Annotated in this window: 18 protein-coding genes; 10 read left to right on the forward strand and 8 right to left on the reverse strand. The window is 68.4% G+C overall.

Annotated elements, in window-relative coordinates:
• Positions 1-20 precede the first annotated feature (20 nt).
• Together ACGFH6_RS35030 and ACGFH6_RS35035 are read right to left on the reverse strand one after the other, a co-directional pair.
• Positions 21-911, reverse strand: coding sequence for a M23 family metallopeptidase (locus ACGFH6_RS35030; RefSeq protein ID WP_393392776.1), 891 nt, complete (start codon positions 909-911; stop codon positions 21-23).
• A gap of 211 nt (positions 912-1122) precedes the next feature.
• Positions 1123-1983, reverse strand: coding sequence for an esterase/lipase family protein (locus ACGFH6_RS35035; protein WP_393392779.1), 861 nt, complete (start codon positions 1981-1983; stop codon positions 1123-1125).
• A 133-nt stretch (positions 1984-2116) separates the two neighbouring features.
• Here ACGFH6_RS35035 and ACGFH6_RS35040 point away from each other — a divergent pair, with 133 nt between their 5' ends.
• The 5 genes from ACGFH6_RS35040 to ACGFH6_RS35060 all read left to right on the forward strand — a co-directional run bounded on the left by ACGFH6_RS35040 (position 2117) and on the right by ACGFH6_RS35060 (position 7011).
• Positions 2117-2536, forward strand: a complete 420-nt coding sequence (locus ACGFH6_RS35040; RefSeq protein WP_393392781.1) for a cobalamin B12-binding domain-containing protein — start codon at positions 2117-2119, stop codon at positions 2534-2536.
• Positions 2537-2892: 356 nt separating this feature from the next.
• Positions 2893-4176 (forward strand): ABC transporter substrate-binding protein, encoded by a 1284-nt coding sequence (locus ACGFH6_RS35045; RefSeq protein ID WP_393392784.1) that lies wholly within the window; start codon positions 2893-2895, stop codon positions 4174-4176.
• A gap of 94 nt (positions 4177-4270) precedes the next feature.
• On the forward strand, positions 4271-5341 hold the full coding sequence (locus ACGFH6_RS35050; protein WP_393392787.1) for a carbohydrate ABC transporter permease: 1071 nt from the start codon (positions 4271-4273) through the stop codon (positions 5339-5341).
• Entirely contained in the window at positions 5341-6219 is an 879-nt protein-coding gene (locus tag ACGFH6_RS35055) for a carbohydrate ABC transporter permease (protein WP_393392790.1), read from the forward strand. The genes ACGFH6_RS35050 and ACGFH6_RS35055 overlap by 1 nt, the downstream gene beginning before the upstream one ends.
• A 261-nt stretch (positions 6220-6480) precedes the next feature.
• Positions 6481-7011, forward strand: coding sequence for a ricin-type beta-trefoil lectin domain protein (locus ACGFH6_RS35060; RefSeq protein WP_393392792.1), 531 nt, complete (start codon positions 6481-6483; stop codon positions 7009-7011).
• A 60-nt stretch (positions 7012-7071) separates the two neighbouring features.
• Here the strand turns inward: ACGFH6_RS35060 and ACGFH6_RS35065 are convergent, their stop codons facing one another.
• Positions 7072-8721 carry an alpha-amylase family glycosyl hydrolase gene (locus ACGFH6_RS35065; protein ID WP_393392795.1) on the reverse strand — a complete coding sequence of 550 codons (1650 nt, stop codon included), beginning with the start codon at positions 8719-8721 and terminating at the stop codon, positions 7072-7074.
• 189 nt (positions 8722-8910) lie between these two features.
• On the opposite strand from ACGFH6_RS35065, the gene sucC reads away from it, so the two are divergent.
• Positions 8911-10083 carry an ADP-forming succinate--CoA ligase subunit beta gene (gene sucC, locus ACGFH6_RS35070; protein ID WP_393392798.1) on the forward strand — a complete coding sequence of 391 codons (1173 nt, stop codon included), beginning with the start codon at positions 8911-8913 and terminating at the stop codon, positions 10081-10083.
• 13 nt (positions 10084-10096) lie between these two features.
• Positions 10097-10987: a succinate--CoA ligase subunit alpha gene (sucD, locus tag ACGFH6_RS35075; RefSeq protein ID WP_393392800.1), complete on the forward strand. Its 891-nt coding sequence runs from the start codon at positions 10097-10099 to the stop codon at positions 10985-10987.
• Between the two features lie 64 nt (positions 10988-11051).
• Here sucD and ACGFH6_RS35080 read toward each other — a convergent pair whose 3' ends face one another.
• The gene (locus tag ACGFH6_RS35080; RefSeq protein ID WP_393392803.1) at positions 11052-12386 is read right to left on the reverse strand and encodes a hypothetical protein; all 1335 of its coding nucleotides are present in this window, start codon (positions 12384-12386) and stop codon (positions 11052-11054) included.
• A 175-nt stretch (positions 12387-12561) separates the two neighbouring features.
• Here ACGFH6_RS35080 and ACGFH6_RS35085 point away from each other — a divergent pair, with 175 nt between their 5' ends.
• Genes ACGFH6_RS35085 through purH form a run of 3 tightly spaced genes read left to right on the forward strand, consistent with a single transcriptional unit; the run spans position 12562 to position 16020 of the window.
• The gene (locus tag ACGFH6_RS35085) at positions 12562-13821 is read left to right on the forward strand and encodes a DUF6350 family protein (RefSeq protein WP_393392806.1); all 1260 of its coding nucleotides are present in this window, start codon (positions 12562-12564) and stop codon (positions 13819-13821) included.
• Between the two features lie 10 nt (positions 13822-13831).
• Positions 13832-14464, forward strand: coding sequence for a phosphoribosylglycinamide formyltransferase (purN, locus tag ACGFH6_RS35090; RefSeq protein ID WP_393392809.1), 633 nt, complete (start codon positions 13832-13834; stop codon positions 14462-14464).
• On the forward strand, positions 14461-16020 hold the full coding sequence (gene purH, locus ACGFH6_RS35095; RefSeq protein WP_393392812.1) for a bifunctional phosphoribosylaminoimidazolecarboxamide formyltransferase/IMP cyclohydrolase: 1560 nt from the start codon (positions 14461-14463) through the stop codon (positions 16018-16020). Before purN ends, purH begins: the two co-directional genes overlap by 4 nt.
• A gap of 15 nt (positions 16021-16035) precedes the next feature.
• On the opposite strand, the gene ACGFH6_RS35100 is transcribed toward purH, so the two are convergent.
• The 4 genes from ACGFH6_RS35100 to ACGFH6_RS35115 all read right to left on the reverse strand — a co-directional run bounded on the left by ACGFH6_RS35100 (position 16036) and on the right by ACGFH6_RS35115 (position 20229).
• Positions 16036-17034: a LacI family DNA-binding transcriptional regulator gene (locus tag ACGFH6_RS35100; RefSeq protein WP_393392815.1), complete on the reverse strand. Its 999-nt coding sequence runs from the start codon at positions 17032-17034 to the stop codon at positions 16036-16038.
• A gap of 94 nt (positions 17035-17128) precedes the next feature.
• Entirely contained in the window at positions 17129-18118 is a 990-nt protein-coding gene (locus ACGFH6_RS35105; RefSeq protein ID WP_393392818.1) for a tripartite tricarboxylate transporter substrate binding protein, read from the reverse strand.
• On the reverse strand, positions 18115-19650 hold the full coding sequence (locus tag ACGFH6_RS35110) for a tripartite tricarboxylate transporter permease (protein ID WP_393392821.1): 1536 nt from the start codon (positions 19648-19650) through the stop codon (positions 18115-18117). Before ACGFH6_RS35110 ends, ACGFH6_RS35105 begins: the two co-directional genes overlap by 4 nt.
• Before the next feature lie 6 nt (positions 19651-19656).
• The gene (locus ACGFH6_RS35115; RefSeq protein ID WP_393392825.1) at positions 19657-20229 is read right to left on the reverse strand and encodes a tripartite tricarboxylate transporter TctB family protein; all 573 of its coding nucleotides are present in this window, start codon (positions 20227-20229) and stop codon (positions 19657-19659) included.
• Between the last annotated feature and the right edge of the window lie 22 nt (positions 20230-20251).

Consider the following 20251-nt stretch of genomic DNA (forward strand, 5'->3'; position numbering starts at 1 on the left):
CCGGGTGGGGGCCTGAGGATTTACGGGTTCAGGCCGCAGTGGTCGCGCAGCCACGGCGCCGGGTCGATCGCCTCGCCGCCGTCGGGGTGAACCTCGAAGTGCATGTGCGGCCCGGTGGTGTTGCCGGTCATCCCGACCGCGCCGACCTGGTCACCGGCGTACACGGTCTCGCCGACCGACACGCTGAACTTCGACATGTGGTTGTACCAGGTGACCGTGCCGTCCTCGTGCCGGACCTGAACCTGGCGACCGTACGCCCCGGCCCAGTCGGCGAAGATCACGACGCCCTTCATCACGCTGCGGACGGTGGTGCCGACCGGAGCGGCGAAGTCCAGGCCGGTGTGGTTGCGGGCCCAGCGGCTGCCGCCCTGACCGAAGGTCGCGGTGATGTGGTAGCCGGTCAGCATGATCTCGCAGCGGGTGGCGGACTCGCGGGCCTTCTTCTCCGCCGCGTCGGCCGCGGCCTTGGCCTTGGCGAGGGCGGAGGCGCGCTTGCTGGTCAGCGCCTGGGTCGCGGTGAGCTTCGCCGCCCGGGCCTTGGCCAGCTGAGCGGCCGCGGCCTGCTTCTTGTTCGTGTCGTTGCCGGCCAGCTGGACCCGGGAGGAGTCACGGGTGGCGAGCTGGCGCGCCTGGATGCGGGCCGTGGTGATGCCGGACATCGAACCGTTGTCCAGGCTGAGTGCGGCGAGGTTCACCGCCGAGTTGGCCTGCGTCGGCGAGGCCAGGGTGCTGTGGCTGAATCCCACAGCTCCTGCCGCCGCGGCCAGGGCCGCGGTCAGACCGACGATCTGGGTACTGCTGGGGGTGTTACGCCTGGCGACGCGATGCTTGGCACTGTGACGTCCTGCGCCGGGATTGCGCGCAGCGTTGCCGGGCGTGACGCGGTCTCCCGCGGCACGGTGCTGGGACACAACGTGGCCTTTCGGTCACAGGGGAGGGGCTAGGAGGGGCTTGAATCTATGCACCCTCCGGAGGATTTATTCCCCCGGCGGGCTCATGCACCATAACGGATGGGTCACGAGGCCACAAACCCCGCCACCCCCTTTTGGCGAGGTCCTTCACGAAACTTTTGCATGAGCGGCTGCACGTGCATTCGCCGTCGGTGCCTGGAAAGCTGACTCGTCAGGCGGTTCCCGCAGCGGCGTCCTGCTCGTCCAGGTGGGCCAGCATCTCGGTGATCTGACGCACGACGTCGCCGTGGAACGGCAGCGACAGGTGGCCCACGCCGCGAACCCGCAGATTACTCGCGACCAGATCGGCGTGCCGGATCCGGGCCCGCCGCTGCGGCACGATCAGTTGGTCGACATCGCTGTAGAACGCGACGAACCTCGTCCGGCATCCGGACGCCGGCTCGGCCAGTTCGGCCATCAGGTCGCTGTCCGGCCGCACCTGCTTCACCAGGGGCCACGGCAGCAGCCGGGCCGCGACGGTGCCCTGGTGCGGCGTCCCGAGCGTGACGCAGGTGTGCACCCGCTGATCACCGCCGAGCCGCTGGACGTAGTACCGCGCGATCAGCCCGCCGAGGCTGTGTCCGATCACGTGGATCTGGTCCGACCCGGACGCCTCGCAGATCGCCTCGATCTCCTCGCCCATCCGTTCTGCGGTACGACGGACGTCCAGCGTGAGCGGGGAGTACGAGAACGTGTGGATGCTGCTGAACCCGCGACGCACCAGTTGCCGGCGCATCAGCGCGAAGATGGTGTGGTTGTCGATGATCCCGTGTGCCAGCAGGATCGGCGTACCGGCGGCTCTGACGTCGCTGACCAGCAGGCCGCGCTGGGCCGGAGTCAGACCGGTCAGGGTGAGCCGCTCGGTGCGGGAGCCCGAGCTGCCGACCAGGCCGAGCGGGTACATCGCCAGGTGCGTGGTGAGCCAGCCGATCTCGACGGCCGCGCCCTGGAGTACCCGCGGTGAGACCGCGGACCGGGCGCCGTACAGCAGTCCGTCCACCGCGCCACGTACGCCGTCCTGCCAGGCACTCATCGGCGCCTCCTCACGCAACCAGACCCCCCGATTGGTCCGATCACCTCCACGGTAACCAGTTCCCACCTGGCGTGTCGGGGAACACACGCGTTCGTGTCTTATCCGGGATGAAGGGACCGGATAGCCTGCGAACATGCCTCCTACGAGTCCTCTCCGGGTCGTTGTCGCCAAGCCTGGCCTTGACGGCCACGACCGTGGCGCGAAGGTGGTCGCGCGGGCGCTGCGGGACGCCGGCATGGAGGTCATCTACACCGGCCTGCACCAGACCCCGGAGCAGATCGTCGAGACCGCGATCGCGGAGGACGCCGACGCGATCGGCCTGTCGGTGCTGTCCGGGGCGCACATGACGCTGTTCAAGCGCGTCCGCGAACTGCTCACCGAGCGGGACGCCGACGACATCGTGGTGTTCGGCGGCGGCATCATCCCGGACGCCGACCTGCAGCCGCTGGCCGAGCTGGGCGTGCACAAGATCTTCACCCCCGGCGCGACCACCACCGAGATCGTCGAGTGGGTCCGCGCGAACGTCGGCGACGCCTCCGCCTCGACGGCCTGACCCGGGCGATCCGCTCCGGAGCGTGATGACGACTGCCCGGAGTCGTTCTGAACAGTCACGGCGCGTTCAGCCAGGTTACTAACCGGTAATACCGAATCGTTAAGAAACACCCGGTTGTGCGGGCTGTCGAATCGCGGTCGCATACAGCCATGCGGCTGTCCGTTTCAGGGCTGTTCAGCGGCGGGCTGTGTGGCACAGAACACATAGCCCTCGATGTCGGTTACTGTCCGGACAGGCGGGGACACGGTGCGGTGGGGGACGGTGACCCGTTCTACGCAGGACCAAGCGATATCCCATCGGGAGAGGGCAGGTAGACGATGAGGTTTGAACGATCACATACACGCAGGGCCGCGTTCGTGGCCGTCGCCAGCAGCCTGGTGCTGCTCGCGTCCGCGTGTGGTGGCGGTGACGACGAGAGCAGCGGGGGCAGCGGCTCGTCCGGGGGCGCAGCGCTCGAAGGCCGCGGTCCGATCACGTTTGCCACCGGCAAGGACACCTCCGGGAACCTGACGAACCAGGTCGCGGCGTGGAACTCGCAGCACCCGGACGAGAAGGTCACGGTGTCGGAGTTGCCCGAGTCCGCGGACCAGCAGCGCGCGCAGATGATCTCGAACGCCCAGAACAAGTCCGACGCGTTCAGCGTGCTGAACCTGGACGTGGTCTGGACCGCGGAGTTCGCGGCCAACCGCTGGGTCACCGAACTGCAGCCGGACCAGTTCCCCGACCTGGGCAAGCTGCTGCCTTCGACGGTCGACACCGCGAAGTACCGCGACAAGCTGTACGCCGTACCGGTGACGTCCGACGGTGGTCTGCTGTACTACCGCAAGGATCTGCTGGACAAGGCCGGTGTGCAGCCGCCGAAGACCTGGGAAGAGATGGTCGCCGCCTGTGCCAAGGTGAAGGCACTGCCGGAGGCCAAGACGATCGGCTGTTACGCCGGGCAGTTCGAGAAGTACGAGGGCCTCACGGTGAACTTCTCCGAGGCCGTCAACGGTGCCGGTGGTGTCGTCGTCGGTGATGACGGCAAGCCGAACGTCGACACCCCGGAGGCGCTTGCGGGTCTGACCGCGCTGACCGAGGGCTTCAAGTCGGGCTTCATCCCGAAGGCCGCCATCACCTACCAGGAGGAGCCGGGCCGGCGGGCGTTCCAGGAGGGCAACCTGCTCTTCCACCGCAACTGGCCGTACGTGTACGCGCTGGCGGGCAAGACCGACGGCTCGTCGAAGATCGCCGGCAAGTTCGCGGTCGCGCCGCTGCCGGGTATGACCGGTGCGGGCGTGTCCACCCTGGGTGGTCACAACTACGCGATCTCGGAGTTCGCCAAGAACAAGGCGACCGCGGCGGACTTCATCAAGTTCATGTCCAGCGAGGAGCGGCAGAAGGCGAACATCGAGAAGACCTCGCAGGCACCGACCTGGGCGTCGCTGTACGACGACCCGACGCTGAACAAGCAGTTCCCCTACCTGGCCCCGCTGAAGGCCTCCATCGAGGGCGCGAAGTCGCGGCCCAAGGTGGTCAAGTACGGCGACGTCACCACCGCGATCCAGGAAGCGGCGTACGGCGCTTTGACCGGCACGATGACGCCGAAGGACGCGTTGTCGGGTCTGCAGAACAAGTTGAGCGTGCTCATCACTCAATGACCGAAGCGGCGGGGCCGGTGCGCAGCTTCACAGCTTCGTGCCGGCCCCGACCTGTCGCTGCCCGCTCGAAGCGAGCAGAGAGAAGGAGGCAGAGGTGAGTACATCCGCCCCGGTCGCCAAGCGACCGACAACGGAGACCACCAAGAAGCCCAAGCGGCGGAGCTCGTTCAACGAGGGCACCGGCAGGCTGGCGGCGTTGCTGCTGTCGCCGACCATGATCGTGCTGATCCTTGTCGTCGGGCTGCCGATCCTCGCCGCGTTGCGCGAGTCGCTGTACACGAGCGGTCAACGGATCGACGAGTCGGGCTTCATCGTCCAGGGCTCCGAGTTCGTGGGTCTCGACAACTACACGGCGATCTTCTCCGGCGAAACCGGCGACCGATTCTGGAACGCTTTCTACAACACCACGTTCTTCACCGTCGCCTGTGTGGTCATCGAGACCATTCTGGGTGTCGCGATGGCCCTGGTGATGCACAAGGCGTTCAGGGGCCGCGCCATCGTGCGGGCCAGCATCCTGGTCCCGTGGGCGATCCCGACCGTCGTGTCGGCGCTGCTGTGGAAGTGGATCTTCCAAGCCGACGGTATCGCCAACGAGATGCTCGGCACTCAGATCCTGTGGTCCACCGAGGGCTGGCAGTCGGTGCTGTCGGTCATCGTCGCCGATACCTGGAAGACCGCGCCGTTCATCGGGTTGCTGGTTCTCGCGGGCCTGCAGACGATCCCGGACGAGGTCTACGAGGCCGCCAAGGTCGACGGGGCCAAGGCGTGGTCGGCGTTCGTCCACATCACGATGCCGTTGGTGAAGCCGGCGCTGCTGGTGGCAGTGCTGTTCCGCATCCTCGACACCCTGCGCATCTTCGACCTGCCGTTCGTCCTGGTCGGCCCGAACAAGGAGTCGGTCGAGACACTGTCGATCCTGGCGTACCTCGAAGCCAACCAGACCCGGTACGGGCCGGCGGCGGCGTACGCGACCCTGCTGTTCATCTACGTCGCTGTGGTCGCGTACGTGTTCGTGAAGCTGCTGGGTGCCGACGTGTTCGGTGACGCGATCCAGCGCAAGTCGAAGAAGAAGAACGGCGGGAACGGGCGAGGCCGGGGCAAGCAGGCGGACCGAGGCGCCCCAGTGGCCGGACTGACCGCCGGTGGCGGATTGGGAGGTGAATGATGGCTGTTGTTGCTGAGAAGGCTCCCGCAAGGATCGACATCAAGGCTGCCGAGGCGCCGTGGTACCGGCGCTGGCTGCCGCTGATCGGTGTCGCGCTGATCGTGCTCTACTGCCTGTTGCCGTTCTTCTGGATGGTGGTGTCGTCGCTGCGGCGGCCGACCGACCAGTTCGACAACTCGATCATTCCGTCGCCCATTTCGTTCACCAACTTCACCGACGTGTTCAAGCCCGGCACCGGGTTCCAGCGCGGTCTGCTGAACAGCCTGATCGTGGCCGGCACGGTGACGATCCTGACGCTGATCATCGGCATGGTGGCGGCGTACACGCTGGCCCGGCTGGAGTTCCGGGGCAAGAACTTCGTGCTGGCGATCATCATCGTCACCTCGATGTTCCCGGGGATCTCGCTGGTGATCCCGCTGAAGAAGCTGTTCGTCAACATCGACTGGATCAACACCTACCAGGCGATGATCGTGCCCAGCCTGTCGTTCGCACTGCCACTGGCGGTGTGGCTCCTGACCGCGTTCTTCCGGCAAATGCCACGAGAGCTCGAACAGGCCGCGATGGTGGACGGCTGTACGCCGGCCCAGGCGTTCCGCAAGGTGATCCTCCCGCTGGCCGCACCGGGTGTGTTCACCACCGCGATCATCACCTTCATCGCGGCCTGGAACGAGTTCCTGATCGCGCTGAGCATGGTGAACAAGAAGGAGTACCAGACCGCCAACGTGGTGATCTCGCAGTTCACCGGTACGTCGGGACGTGACCAACCGTTCGGCAGCCAGATGGCCGCCGGTGTGGTCGTCACGATCCCGCTCGTGATCGCCGTCCTGATCTTCCAGCGCCGGATCGTCGCCGGCCTGACCGCGGGCGGCGTCAAGTAACACAGCCGGACAGGAGGCCGGAGCCGCACCCGCGGCTCCGGCCTTCTGTTGTCAGCGGCAACGAGTAGGCCAGGGGCAGCGGACGCGCCCTACGATCGGGAAACCGTTGCCTTCTGCATCAACCTGCAATCGTCAAACCTTGCCTGTTCCCGGTTCGGTCAATAGCGTCAACGGTGTCGACACCTTGTGGATGGATATGCATATCCGATCGAAATCCGTTCGCCTGCCCAGAGGGCAGGCCGAGTTCGAGGGGGGAATTGCGTGCGCACTTCACGACGTGTCTCCGTACTGGTCCTCACTGCCCTGTCGCTGGTGGTCGCGGGCCTGGCCGGCGCGACTCCGGCCATGTCCGCTCCGAGCGGCGTCCAGGGTGCGAACAGTTCGGCCACTGCGCAGGCGGACTACTACCGGGCGCTGATCCGCAACAACGCGACGCAGTTGTGTCTGGAGAGCAACAGCGCCGGGACGGTCTACACCAGGGCCTGCAACAGCCGGAGCACCTATCAGCAGTGGCGGTTCCACAAGACGGCGCTCCAGCGGATCTGGAACGTCGCCACCGGCCGCTGCCTGCAGTACGTCCTCGGCAGCGGCTCCGCGACCGGCCTGGTCTCGGGGAAGCCCTGCAGCACCACGGACCAGCATCAACTGTGGAAGGCGCATATCACCGGCGCGGAGTTCACGTACCTCGGTCAGCGCTGTTTGGACAGCAATTCGCGAGGGGCCGCGTACAACCTGCAATGCAACGGATCGCAGAACCAGATCTGGGCGAAGATCTACTTCTCCACCCCGTGAGCTTTGCGTGCACGAAGGCCGGGGCCGCGGGTGCGGCTCCGGCCTTTGCTTCGTCCGGGCTCAGTTCTCCAGCCAGGCGGTGGCGTCGACCGGGAGGTGGTTGCCGGTCAGGGGCTCGCTGGCGAGGAGGAGGTTGGAGTGGGGCGGGAGCGGGATGGGAGCGTCGCTGAGGTTGACCAGGCAGCGGAAGCCGTCGCGGGTGAAGGACAGGACACCGGCGGGGGTCTCGTCGTCCCAGGTGAGGCGGCCTTCGCCGAGGGCTGGGTGTGAGCGGCGAATGCGGAGAGCGGCCTTGTACAGGTTGAGGTGGCTGCCGGGGTCGTCGGCCTGGGCCTCGGCGGTCAGAGCCGACCAGTCGGCTGGTTGGGGAAGCCACGGCCGGCCGGTGCCGGGGCCGAAGCCGAAGGGCGGCTCCGAGCCGCTCCACGGGATCGGGACGCGGCAGCCGTCGCGGCCGCGGACGGTGTGGCCGGAGCGTTCCCACGTCGGGTCGTCGAGAACGTCCTCGGGCAGATCCTCGACCTCTGGCAGCGCGAGCTCGTCACCCTGGTAGACGTACGCACCACCCGGCAGCGCGAGCTCGAGCAGTGCCGCGGCACGCGCCCGACGGCGGCCGAGTTCCAGATCGGTCGGTACGACCCCCGCACCCTCCAGCGCGTCCCGCTGATCCCGGCCGTACCGCGTGCGATGCCGGATCGTGTCGTGGTTGCTCAGCACCCAGGTCGCCGGTGCGCCGACGGCCCACAGGTTCTCCGTGGTGTGGTCGATGACCTCCCGCAAGTCCTTCGCGTCCCACGCACACTGCAGTACGTCGAAGTTGAACGCAGAGTGCAGTTCGTGCGGCCGCACGTACTGCGCCAGCCGCTCGGCCGGCGAGAGCCACGCCTCGGCCACGAACACCCGCGGCCCTTGCGGCGTATCGGCGTACTCGTCGGCGATCGCCCGCCAGCGCTGGTGGATCGTGTGTACGCCGGGCTGGTCGTAGAACGGGTTGCCGACGTACTTCTCCCGGGTCGGTTCCCCGTTGTGCAGCGGTACGTCGGGCAACGTGGGGTCCTTGGCCATCGAGTCGGCCACGTCGATCCGGAAGCCGTCGATGCCACGGTCGAACCAGAACCGCAGGATCGCGTCGAACTCCTCGATCACCGTCGGGTTGTCCCAGTTCCAGTCCGGCTGGGAGATGTCGAACAGGTGCAGGTACCACTGCCCGTCGTCGATCCGCTGCCAGGCGCCGCCGCCGAACGCGGCCGGCCAGTTGGTGGGCGGCAGGCCGCCGTCCTTGCCGTCGCGGAACCAGAACAGGTCCCGCTCCGGAGAGCCCTTGCCCGCCGCCAGCGCGGCCTTGAACCACGGGTGTTCCCAGGAGCAGTGGTTCGGCACCAGGTCGATCAGGATCCGCAGGCCGAGCGCGTGCGCCTCGGCGATCAGCGCGTCCGCGTCCGCCAGCGTGCCGAAGTCGGGGTTGATGTCGCGGTAGTCGGACACGTCGTACCCGCCGTCGAGGAGCGGGGACGGGTACCACGGGCTGATCCAGATCGCGTCGATGCCGAGGTCGGCGAGGTACGGCAGCCGGGCGCGGATGCCGTTGACGTCACCCGTGCCGTCACCATTGGCGTCCGCGAAGGATCGCGGGTACACCTGGTAGACGACGGCGCTACGCCACCAGTCGTCAGCTGGTCTGGTCCCAGAGTCGAACACTGGATCGGTCATGCGTCCAAGCCTGACACGGCCTGGGAAGAATCCTGTGACGGTCGTCTCAGCGTGTACCCCGGCTGTTGCCGTGCCCGGCACGGTGGCTAGTCTCAGGCCGACGGAACGCGCCGGCGACCGTGCCCCTCCATTGGGTTCAGCCCGCCTGCCGCGGCCTACTCGAACAGGTGCGAGAGAGGGACCACAGTCGTGGACTTGATGGAATACCAGGCGAAGACGGTCTTCGCCAAGCACGGGGTGCGGACGACCGTGGGTGCGGTCGTCACGACTCCCGAGGAAGCCCGCGCGGCGGCCGAGAAGATCGGTGGCCGAGTGGTCGTGAAGGCCCAGGTGAAGACCGGCGGCCGCGGGAAGGCCGGTGGCGTGAAGCTCGCCTCCTCGCCGGACGAGGCGGAGGAGAAGGCCCGCGAGATCCTCGGGCTGGACATCAAGGGCCACGTCGTCAAGATCCTGAACATCGTGCCGGCCGCGGCGATCGCCGAGGAGTACTACTTCTCCTTCCTGGTCGACCGGGCCAACCGCAACTACCTCTGCATCGCGTCGGCCGCCGGCGGCATGGAGATCGAGGAGGTCGCGCACACCAATCCCGACGCGGTGGCGCAGATCTCGATCGACCCGGCCACCGGCGTGGACGAGGCGAAGGCCCGCGAGATCGCCGAGGCGGCCAAGTACCCGGCCGACGTGCTGGACGCGGTCGTCCCGGAGATCGTCAAGCTGTACGACGTGTTCATCGCCGAGGACGCCTCTCTGGTCGAGGTGAACCCGCTGGTCAAGCTCGCCGACGGCAACGTCGAGGCGCTCGACGGCAAGGTCACCCTGGACGAGAACGCGGACTTCCGGCACCCGGACCACGCCGAGTTCGAGGACGTCTCGGCGGCGGACCCGCTGGAGGCGGCGGCCAAGGCCAAGGGCCTGAACTACGTGAAGCTGGACGGTTCGGTCGGCATCATCGGCAACGGCGCCGGCCTGGTCATGTCCACGCTCGACGTGGTCGCGTACGCCGGTGAGGAGTTCGGTGGCCAGAAACCGGCCAACTTCCTCGACATCGGAGGAGGAGCCTCTGCCGAGGTGATGGCGAACGGGCTGGAGATCATCATCTCCGACCCGCAGGTGGAGAGCGTGTTCGTCAACGTCTTCGGCGGCATCACCGCCTGTGACGCGGTCGCGAACGGAATCGTCCAGGCGTTCGAGCTGCTGGCGAGCCGCGGCGAGCACGTCGCCAAGCCGCTGGTCGTCCGGCTGGACGGCAACAACGCCGAGGAGGGCCGCCGGATTCTCGACGAGGCCGGCCTGGCCGGTCTGGAGCGGGTCGACACGATGGACGGCGCCGCCAAGCGGGCCGCCGAGCTGGCTGCGAAGTAAGGGATCGCTGAACATGTCTATCTTCCTGACCAAGGACAGCAAGGTCATCGTCCAGGGCATGACCGGCTCGGAAGGCACCAAGCACACCACCCGGATGCTTGCCTCGGGCACCAACATCGTCGGCGGCGTGAACCCCCGTAAGGCGGGCCAGAGCCAGGACTTCGACGGCAAGTCGGTCGCGGTCTTCGGGACCGTCGCGGACGCCGTCAAGGAGACCGGCGCGGACGTGTCGGTCATCTTCGTGCCGCCGAAGTTCACCAAGGACGCGGTGCTGGAGGCCGTCGAGGCCGCCGTACCGCTGGTCGTGGTGATCACCGAGGGCGTGCCGGTGCACGACACCGCCGCGTTCTTCGCGGCCGCGCAGGCGTCCGGCACCACCCGGATCATCGGCCCGAACTGCCCCGGCATCATCACGCCGGGCGAGGCGAACGCCGGCATCATCCCGGCCGACATCGCGGGTGCGGGCCGGATCGGTCTGGTGTCGAAGTCGGGCACGCTGACGTACCAGATGATGTACGAACTGCGGGACTTCGGGTTCTCGACCGCGATCGGTATCGGCGGGGACCCGATCATCGGGACCACGCACATCGACGCGCTGCAGGCGTTCCAGGAGGACCCCGACACCGACGCGATCGTGATGATCGGTGAGATCGGTGGTGACGCCGAGGAGCGGGCGGCCGCGTTCATCAAGGCGAACGTGACCAAGCCGGTGGTCGGCTACGTCGCGGGCTTCACCGCGCCGGAGGGCAAGACGATGGGCCACGCCGGCGCGATCGTGTCCGGCTCGTCGGGTACGGCGGCCGCGAAGCAGGAGGCCCTCGAGGCTGTCGGCGTGAAGGTCGGCAAGACGCCGACCGAGACCGCCAACCTGATGCGCGAGATCATGCAGGGCCTGACCAAGTAGGCATCAGCACTTGCAAGCGGGACCTGCGGCTCCGGGCGCGGGTCCCGTTGCTGTTCGCAGGGGCTTACTTGTAGGCGGCGGAGCGCTCGGTCGCGCGGATCAGCGTGTCCCGGAAGCCGCTGTCGGTGACGTCGAGACCCTTCAGGACCGGGAACAGCAGGTAGACCACGCGATCTCCGGAGGCCGCGACGCCGATCCGGTAGGTGAACTTCTTCCCTTGACCGGTGTCGAACGACGCTTCCCAGGTCTCGCCCTTCATCACGCTGGTCGCGATCTCGCCGGTCGAGTCCACCTTCGCGTTCGACACGGTCTTCCCGCAGCCGTCGACGTTCTTGCGGATCTGGGCGACGAAGGCGCTCGCCGCCTTCGCGGTCGCGAACTTGGCCACCGTGTCGTCCAGGCCGAACTCGGTCGGCACCTTCGCATCCGGCGTGAGGTACGTCTGGGAGCCGTACTTGGTCGCCTTTGCCTTCTTCGGATCGAAGTTCTCGCACTGGGTGCCGGGGCCGGTCTTCGCCGGGGTGCTCACCCACGGCTTGTCGATCTCGGCCAGCACCGGCAGGTCGACCGGCGCCATGAACCCCGGGGCCTCGGTGCTCGGCAGCAGACTCGGCTTCGCCACCGGTGCCGCCTTGCTGCAGCCGCCGGACTGCACGCAGATCCGATTCGCGGCCGCGGCCGCCGTGGCCAGTACGGCGTTCGGCGGGGGCGGCGTCCCGGCGATCGTGTCGTGCTCCAGCACCATGGTCGCCTGACCGGCCAACGTGACGGCGATGGTCTTGTACTTCGTCTTGGTGCCCGAAGGCTGCCCGAACACGGCGATCCAGCCGCGCTCACCGACGCCGGTGGTCAGGTAACTGGCGGACAGCCGGGTCTGCTTCTCGGAGTTGCACTGGCCGAGCCAGCCGACGATCGCGCTGTACGCCTTGCCGGCCGCGGCCGCGTCGTTCGAGACCTCGACGTACTGGACCGCGGTCTGCTTGGTGGCCGCGTTCTGGAACGTGCGGACCCAGGTGCGCAGTCCGGCCGGGTCGGCGAACCGCTGGGACTGGCAGGCGAACGCCCGGTCCGGTGCGGTGCTGCCGTCGGCGGTCGTGGTGATCGTCCAGGCCCCGGTCGCGCCGAGCGGCTTCGCGGTGGCGCCGTCGAGCAGGGCCTTGTCGTCGGTCAGCACCTTCGAGTCGGCGGACTTGTCGTCGGAGGAGCCGTTGCCGACGTTCGCGCCGGGTGAGTTGTCGCCGCCGAACGCGTTCAGGGCGGCGACACCGCCGCCTCCGACCAGAAGAACGACCGCGATACCGGCCGCGATCGTCTGGTTCCGCTTACGCGCCTTCTGCCGGCGCGCCTCCCGGGCAGCGGCACGACCGCCGCCGCGCGGTGCGCGGTGGGAACCGGCCAAAGCTCGACCTCCTGACTGATTCCACCCGACAGTACCCGGTGGATCCCGGTCGCCCACAGTCAGCTACCCGCCGGCCAGCGGGGGTGAACCGAGCGTGAGCAAGCGCGCCGAAGTCTTCCATATCCGGCGTGTCAGAACGAGTGGCATCTCGCGGCAGGGTGACGATGGGAGTCAGATGACCGACATGCTGAGCCGCCCGGGCGCCCGTGACGGCGGACCACACCAGACGCCCGGGCCCGCCCCGTCCGACGTCGTCGCCCCGACCAAGCCGGTGGTCCTGGCGGCGGTGCTCTCGGCCGGAGCCTGCCTGCTGACCGGTCTGCTCACGTGTGCGGCGGTGGCCGTGGTCGGCTGGTTGGCCGCGACCTTCGGCGGCGCCTCCGGGGCTCTGCGCGCCGGCGCATCCGCCTGGCTGGTCGCGCACAAGGCCGGTGTGACGCTCGGCAGTGGTTCCGTCACGGTCGCACCGCTCGGTCTGACGTTGTTCTTCGCCTGGTGCCTGTACCGCGGGGGCAAGTCCGCGGCCAGGAACAGCGCGGCCGACCGGACCGGGGACCTGGTCCTGCTGTCCGGAGTGTTCGCCGTCGTCTACGGCCTGGGCGGGCTGATCGTGGCGCTGCTCACAGCGGACGGGTCGCTGAAGGTGCACCCGCTGGCGGCGTTCCTCGGTGCCGCGACGATCGCGTTCGTCGCCGGGACCCTCGGCATACTGGTCGAGTCCGGTGCGGCGGCGGACATCGCCGACGCGACACCGATCGGTCTCCGCGACACCGTGCCGGCCGCGGCGGCCGCCGTCCTGACCGTGATCGCGATCGCATCGATCCTGTACGGCGTACTGCTCGCGATCCACTTCTCCCGCATCACCGGGATGCTCGAGCTGCTGGACGCCGGTGTGATCGGGTCGGTCGTGCTGTTCGCCATCTGCCTGATGCTGGTGCCGAACATGATCCTGTACGTCGTCTCGTTCCTGGCCGGACCCGGATTCCAGCTGGGCGTGGGGACGACGATCGCCCCGACCGGAGTGGATGTCGGCAACCTGCCGGCGCTGCCGCTGCTGGCCGCAGTACCTGAAGACGGCGCGACACCGACGTACCTGCTCGCCTTGACCGCTCTGGTCCCGCTGGTCGCTGGTGTGGTGGCCGGGCTGGTCGTGGTGCGGCGCGGTCTGGTCGATGAGGAGGCGGATGCGCTCGGGTGGGATGCGTTCGCGCTCCGCGGTGGTATCGCGGCTCTGATCGCGGGCGTGATGCTGTACCTGCTGATGGCGTTGTCGGGCGGCTCGGCCGGTCCCGGGCGGATGTCGGCCGTGGGGATCCCGGCCGCGTTGCCGGCGGCCGGCGTACTGGCTGCCGGGATGGCGATCGGGGCGTCGATCACCGCCGCGGTGATCGCCTCCCGCCGACCGGCTGACGTTGAGGCGGACACCGCGGGATAAGGTTTGCGGCGTGACAGACCCGGTTGCGCCCTCTCCTGAACCCGCACGCCTCGTCGTGCTGGTGTCGGGATCGGGATCGAATCTGCAGGCCCTGCTGGACGCCTGCGCCGACCCGGCGTACGGCGCTCGCGTCGTCGGCGTCGGCGCCGACCGGGACGGGATCGCCGGGCTGGACCGGGCCGCGACCGCCGGTGTGCCGACGTTCGTACACAAGGTCAAGGACTACGCCGAGCGGGTCGAGTGGGACCGTGCGCTGACCGCGTCGGTGTCCGAGCTCAAGCCCGACCTGGTCGTGTCGGCCGGCTTCCTGAAGCTGGTCGGCGACGACTTCCTGGCCGCGTTCGGCGACCGGTACATCAACACCCACAACGCGCTGCTGCCCGCGTTCCCCGGCATCCACGGGCCGCGGGACGCGCTCGAGTACGGCGTGAAGGTGGCCGGCGCGACGCTGTTCTTCGTGGACGGCGGCGTCGACACCGGGCCGATCATCGCGCAGGTCGTCGTACCGGTCGAGGACGACGACACCGAAGAAACCCTGACCGAGCGGATCAAGGAGGTCGAGCGCCGCCAGTTGGTGGAGTGGGTCGGCCGGCTGGTTCGCGAGGGCTGGACCATCACCGGACGAAAGGTTCGACTGAAGTGAGCACCGACCGCAGGCCGATCCGCCGGGCGCTGATCAGCGTCTACGACAAGACCGGTCTGGAGGAGCTCGCGACAGCACTGTCCGCGGCCGGTGTCCAGCTGGTGTCGACCGGGTCCACCGCGGCCCGGATCGCGGCGGCAGGCGTACCGGTGACCAAGGTCGAGGAGCTGACCGGGTTCCCGGAGTGCCTGGACGGGCGGGTCAAGACGCTGCACCCGAAGGTGCACGCGGGGCTGCTCGCCGACGTACGCAAGAACGAGCATGTCGAGCAGTTGGCGGAGATGCGGGTCGAGCCGTTCGACCTGCTGGTGAGCAACCTGTACCCGTTCACCGAGACCGTTGCGTCCGGTGCGTCGACCGACGAGTGCATCGAGCAGATCGACATCGGCGGCCCGTCGATGGTCCGCGGTGCGGCCAAGAACCACGCCAACGTCGCCGTCGTCGTCTCGCCGTCCCGCTACCCGGAGATCGTTGCGGCGTTGGCTGCCGGTGGATTCAGCCTGGAGGAGCGGCAGCGGCTGGCGGTGGACGCCTTTGTGCACACGGCGTCGTACGACGTGGCCGTCGCGTCCTGGATGGGCAGTGTGCTCACCGACACCTCCGACGGCAGCGGGTTCCCGGCGTGGGCCGGTGCGACCTGGGAGAAGGCGGCGGTACTGCGGTACGGCGAGAACCCGCATCAGCCCGCGGCGCTGTACACCAACGGTCGTGGCGGTCTCGCGTCCGCGGAGCAGTTGCACGGCAAGGAGATGTCGTACAACAACTACGTCGACGCCGACGCGGCCCGGCGTACCGCGTATGACTTCAGTGAGCCGGCCGTCGCGATCATCAAGCACGCGAACCCGTGCGGCATCGCGGTCGGCAAGGACATCGCCGAGGCACACCGCCGGGCCCACGAGTGCGACCCGGTCTCGGCGTACGGCGGTGTGATCGCGACCAACCGGCCCGTCTCGGTGGACCTGGCCAAGCAGGTCGCGGAGATCTTCACCGAGGTGCTGGTCGCGCCGGCCTATGAGGACGGCGCTGTCGAGATCCTTCAGGGCAAGAAGAACATCCGGCTGCTGGTGGCGGCCGCACCGACCGACGGCGATGCGGTGGAGATGCGCGGGGTCAGCGGTGGGTTGCTGATGCAGCACGTCGATCGCTTCCAGGCTCCTGGTGACGACCCGTCCGCGTGGACGCTGGCGGCCGGTTCCGCGGCCTCGCCTGAGGTGCTGGCCGACCTCGCATTCGCGTGGAAGGCGTGCCGCGCGGTCAAGTCCAACGCGATCCTGCTCGCCTCCGACGGCGCCTCGGTCGGCGTCGGCATGGGCCAGGTCAACCGCGTCGACTCCTGCCGCCTCGCCGTCTCCCGCGCGGGTGACCGCGCCGCCGGCTCCGTGGCTGCCTCCGACGCCTTCTTCCCCTTCCCCGACGGACTAGAGGTCCTGATCGAGGGTGGCGTCAAAGCAGTCGTCCAGCCCGGCGGCTCCATCCGCGACGAAGCAGCCATCGAAGCCGCCGAGAAGGCCGGCATCACCATGTACTTCACCGGCACCCGCCACTTCTTCCACTGAGCGCCGGGCCGCCGTTCAGTCGGGAGGTGGGGCGACGGTCCCGCCTTCGATGACTGTTGGGAGCGTGGTGGGCGGTGGTGGAGGTTCGGCGCCGTTGACGTGGGCCGCTATGTGGTTGAGGGCTCCGCGGGCGTAGTCGGCGATGGCCAGGTCGACGGTGGTCAGGTTTGGTGAGGCCCAGGTTGCCAGGCGGGTGTTGCCGATGCTGATGACCGAGGCGTCCGTGGGGACGGTGCGGCCGGCGCGGACGAGTCCGCTGAGTACGCCGACGCCCATGGTGTCGGTGCCCGCGATGAACGCGGTCAGTTCGGGCACTCTGCCGATCATCTGCTGGACTGCCTTCTCACCCGCCTCCGGGGTGTACGGCACATGATCGACGACGAACCCGGCGCCCGCGTCGGCCAGGGTCTTGGTCAGGCCGCGCAGGCGTTGCTGCGTCACTTCGCTGTGCGGTGGGCCGAGCAGGATGCCGATCCGCCGGTGCCCGGCTTCCAGCAGCCGGGTCGCGCACAGCTCACCGACGAGTTCGTTGTCCACGCAGAACGTCGGGATGTCGGTGCCGCGCGGTGCGAGTGACGTGACCGCGACCCCGGAGCGGGCCGCGATCGCCATCAGGTGGATGAAACGGTCGAAGTACGACCACTGGTCGAAACCGCCGCCGGCCAGGATCAGGCCGGAGACGCGATGACCGCAAAGCCGCTCGATGTGCTTGAGTTCGAGCAGGGCGTCGCGCTGCATGTTCGAGACGATCGCGACCATCGAGTGGTCCCGTTCGGCCGTCTCGGTGACGATCTCCGCGATCTCGCCGTAGTACGGGTCGACCATCTCGCCGACGACCAGCCCCACCATCGCCCCGCCGCCGCTGCGCAGACTGCGCGCCGCGACGTTGGGCATGTAGCCGAGCTCGCCGGCCGCGACCATCACGCGGGCGGCGAGATCGGGATCGACCTTGTTGTCCGGCTCGCGCAAAGCTCGCCCGGCCGTGCTGACCGACACTCCGGCCAGCCTGGCCACGTCCACCAGTGTGGGCGGCTTCCGCGCGCCCCCCGAACCGCTGGGGCTCATGTCACCTCGTCTCGTCTCGCGCCGCGCACGGCCAGTGGTGTTCTCAAGAGCCTAAGCGGTGCAGGGAGTCCTGCGTCCGCTTCTCGACGTCGCCGACGAGTGCTGTCGTGTCGGCAGCGCTCCGGACGTTCGGGGTCAGCCGCAGGGCCTTGATCTTCTCCTGGTACTCCGGGCTCTCGCCGACCTTCTTCATCGCGGCCTCGAGCTTCTGCCGCACGGGCTCCGGCGTCTTCGCCGGAACGACCACGGTGTAGTAGGTCTCCGAGACGACCTGGTATCCCAGCGAGGTCGCGGTCGGTACGTCGGGGAACTGCGGCACCGGCTGCGGGCTCAGGCTGGCCAGCACCCGGAACTTGCCGGCGTCCACCTGGGTCGCCGCGGTCGCGGTCGCGAAGGTCGCGACCTGGGTCTGCTTGCCCAGCAGGGCGGTGACCTTCTCCGCGCCACCGGTCGCGTAGATCGCAGTCTTCAGGTCGATGCCCGCGGCCTGCTCCAGGTTCGTGACGGCCAGGTTGTCGGTGCTCTGCGCGCCCTCGATCGACGCGATGATCTGACCTGGCCGCTTCTTCGCGTCCTGCACCAGATCGGCGAAGGTCTTGTACGGCGAGTCGGAGTTCACCACGACCACGTCACTGGCGTCGGCCAGCGATCCGAACCAGGCGAAGGCATCCTTGCCGTACGGCGCCTTCTGGCCCGGCCAGATCCAGGCCAGCGAGTTCGGCATGCTCAGCATCCCGAAGGTGTAGCCGTCCGGCTTGGCCTTCGCGAGTTCGGACAGGCCGACGACGGTGTTGCCGCCGGGCCGGTTGAGGACCAGGACCCGGGTGCCCATCTCCTTCTCCAGCATCGTCGCGGCGACCCGGGCCTGGCTGTCGGCCGGTCCACCCGCGCTGTACGGAACGATGAACGTGACCGGCTTGTTCTTCTCCGGGAACGAGGCCTTGGCGTCGTTCCCGGAGACCTCGGCCTGGGCGCAGCCAGTGGCCAGGGCGGCGGCGGCCAGGGCCGCGACCAGGAGTTTCCGTGCGATCATTTGGGGCTCCCAACTGAGTCGAGCAAACGAGGATCCGCGGCGTCGGCGCTGGAACGGGCGCGGTAGCGGCGGTATCCGAGATAGCCGCGGGCGGCGAACACCGCCGCGGTGAGGATCAGGCAGCCGGTGGTCAGCGGGCTGCGGAACAGACCGAGCGAGTCGCCCGCGGTGAGCGACATCGCCGTCCGGAAGTTGGCCTCGAGCATCGGCCCGAGAACGATGGTGAGGGCCGCCGGTGCGAGCGGTACGTCGAGCCGGCGCAGGATGAACGCGATCATCCCGGCCAGCCACATGATCGCGATGTCGGTCACCGAGTTGTTCACGGTGTAGGCGCCGACCATCATGAACGCGAGCGTGATCGGGTAGAGCACCTGGTAGGGCACCCGCAGTACGCCGACCCAGAGCCGGACCATCGGCAGGCTGAGGATCAGCAGCATCAGGTTCGCCACGAACAGGCCGGCGATGACCGTCCACGCGACGTCCGGGTGGTCCCGGAAGAGCAGCGGGCCGGGTTGCAGGCCCTGGATCAGGAACGCGCCGAGGATGATCGCCATCGTCGGCGAGGCCGGAATGCCGAACGACAGCAGCGGGATCATCGAGGAGATGCCCAGGCTGTTGTTCGCCGTCTCCGGCCCGGCCACACCCTGGATCGCGCCGCGGCCGAACTGCTCCGGCCGCTTGGAGAACTTCTTCTCGGTGATGTACGACGCGAAGGTGGCGGCCGCGGCCGGCGAACCCGGGATCAGCCCGAAGAAGAACCCGATCACGCTGCCGCGCCCGATCGATCCGGCCGAGTCCTTGAGGTCCTGACGGTTCAGATGCAGCGAGCCGACCCGGCGTACGGCGGAGACGGAGTTGCGGCGCAGCGTGCTCTCCAGGATCTCGGCGACGCCGAACAGGCCCATCACCACGGAGATGAAGCTGATTCCGCCCTGCAGGGAGACGGTGCCCAGCGTGAACCGCTGGTCGCCGAAGACGGGATCGAGCCCGACCGTGCCGACGAACAGTCCGAGCAGTGCGGAGATCAATGCCTTGGGCATCGATCTGCCGGCCAGCCCGATCACGATGGTCAGAGCCAGCACGGTGAGCCCGAACAGTTCGACCGGGCCGAGGGTGATCGCGGCCTCGGCCAGCGAGGTCGCACCCAGCATGCCGATCAGTGCGAGCGCGCCGCCGATGAAGGATCCGATCGCGGCGATCGCCAACGCCTTGCCGGCGCGGCCCTGCCGGGCCATCTGGAAGCCGTCGATGCAGGTCACCACCGAGGCGACCTCACCCGGGACGTTCAGCAGGACCGAGGTGATCGTGCCGCCGTACATCGAGCCGTAGTAGATGCCGAGCAGCATGATGATGCCGCCGGTCGGATCGAGGGCGAAGGTGAGCGGCAGCAGCAGCGAACACGCCGCCGCTGGACCGAAGCCGGGGATGACTCCGGTCAGCATGCCGATCAGGCAGCCGGCGAAGGCATAGAGCAGGATCTGTGGGTCCATGACCGTGCCGAAGCCGGACCACAGCGCGTTGAGAGTGTCCATGGGTGTTCAGAGGACCTTCCAGGGCAGGTCGACAGGCAGGCTCGGCAGCACGATGCCCAGGTAGTCGAACAGGTAGCGGCTCGCCACGGCGCCCACGATCGCGCCGAGGATGCTCCACAGCATGCGCTGCCTGGCCACCAGGATCAGCAGCGTCGCCGCGTAGAAGGCCATCGCGATCACGTACCCGACGGAGACGAAGAGCCCGACGGTCGCGGCGGTCAGTCCGATCGTCAGGCCGAAGCGCCGGACGCCGTCCCGGGTCCAGCTCAGCTCCTCGTCGGCCGGCGCCAGATCGGCGCCGCTGTCCTCGACCTGCTCGGCCAGGCCGGGAACGGCCTCCTCGTGCTCCGGTACGCCGGGGCGCCAGAGCCACACGAGCGCGAGGAGTGCCAGCAAGGTGCCGATGACGAACGGGAACAGGCCCGGACCCGGCTCCTTGCCCCGGGTCAGGCCGTAGCCGAGGGAAGTCAGGGCGACGACCACACCGAACAGGAGGACGGTCCCGGCAGCCAGGCGCTGGTACAGCGGATAGCGCCGGTCGCCGGGGGATTCGGCGGGGGCTCTGGTGGTCTCTGGCATTCCGTACACGCTCCCCAGGGGA

It is taken from the genome of Kribbella sp. NPDC049227, from assembly GCF_043197265.1.
GTDB lineage: Bacteria > Actinomycetota > Actinomycetes > Propionibacteriales > Kribbellaceae > Kribbella.

Excerpts from the sequence above, each read along its gene's own strand:
- ACGFH6_RS35035 (WP_393392779.1), bottom strand. The coding sequence starts at position 1,983 with ATGAGTGCCTGGCAGGACGGCGTACGTGGCGCGGTGGACGGACTGCTG.
- ACGFH6_RS35040 (WP_393392781.1), top strand. The coding sequence starts at position 2,117 with ATGCCTCCTACGAGTCCTCTCCGGGTCGTTGTCGCCAAGCCTGGCCTT.
- ACGFH6_RS35055 (WP_393392790.1), top strand. The coding sequence starts at position 5,341 with ATGGCTGTTGTTGCTGAGAAGGCTCCCGCAAGGATCGACATCAAGGCT.
- ACGFH6_RS35065 (WP_393392795.1), bottom strand. The coding sequence starts at position 8,721 with ATGACCGATCCAGTGTTCGACTCTGGGACCAGACCAGCTGACGACTGG.
- sucD (WP_393392800.1), top strand. The coding sequence starts at position 10,097 with ATGTCTATCTTCCTGACCAAGGACAGCAAGGTCATCGTCCAGGGCATG.
- ACGFH6_RS35085 (WP_393392806.1), top strand. The coding sequence starts at position 12,562 with ATGACCGACATGCTGAGCCGCCCGGGCGCCCGTGACGGCGGACCACAC.
- ACGFH6_RS35105 (WP_393392818.1), bottom strand. The coding sequence starts at position 18,118 with ATGATCGCACGGAAACTCCTGGTCGCGGCCCTGGCCGCCGCCGCCCTG.
- ACGFH6_RS35110 (WP_393392821.1), bottom strand. The coding sequence starts at position 19,650 with ATGGACACTCTCAACGCGCTGTGGTCCGGCTTCGGCACGGTCATGGAC.
- ACGFH6_RS35115 (WP_393392825.1), bottom strand. The coding sequence starts at position 20,229 with ATGCCAGAGACCACCAGAGCCCCCGCCGAATCCCCCGGCGACCGGCGC.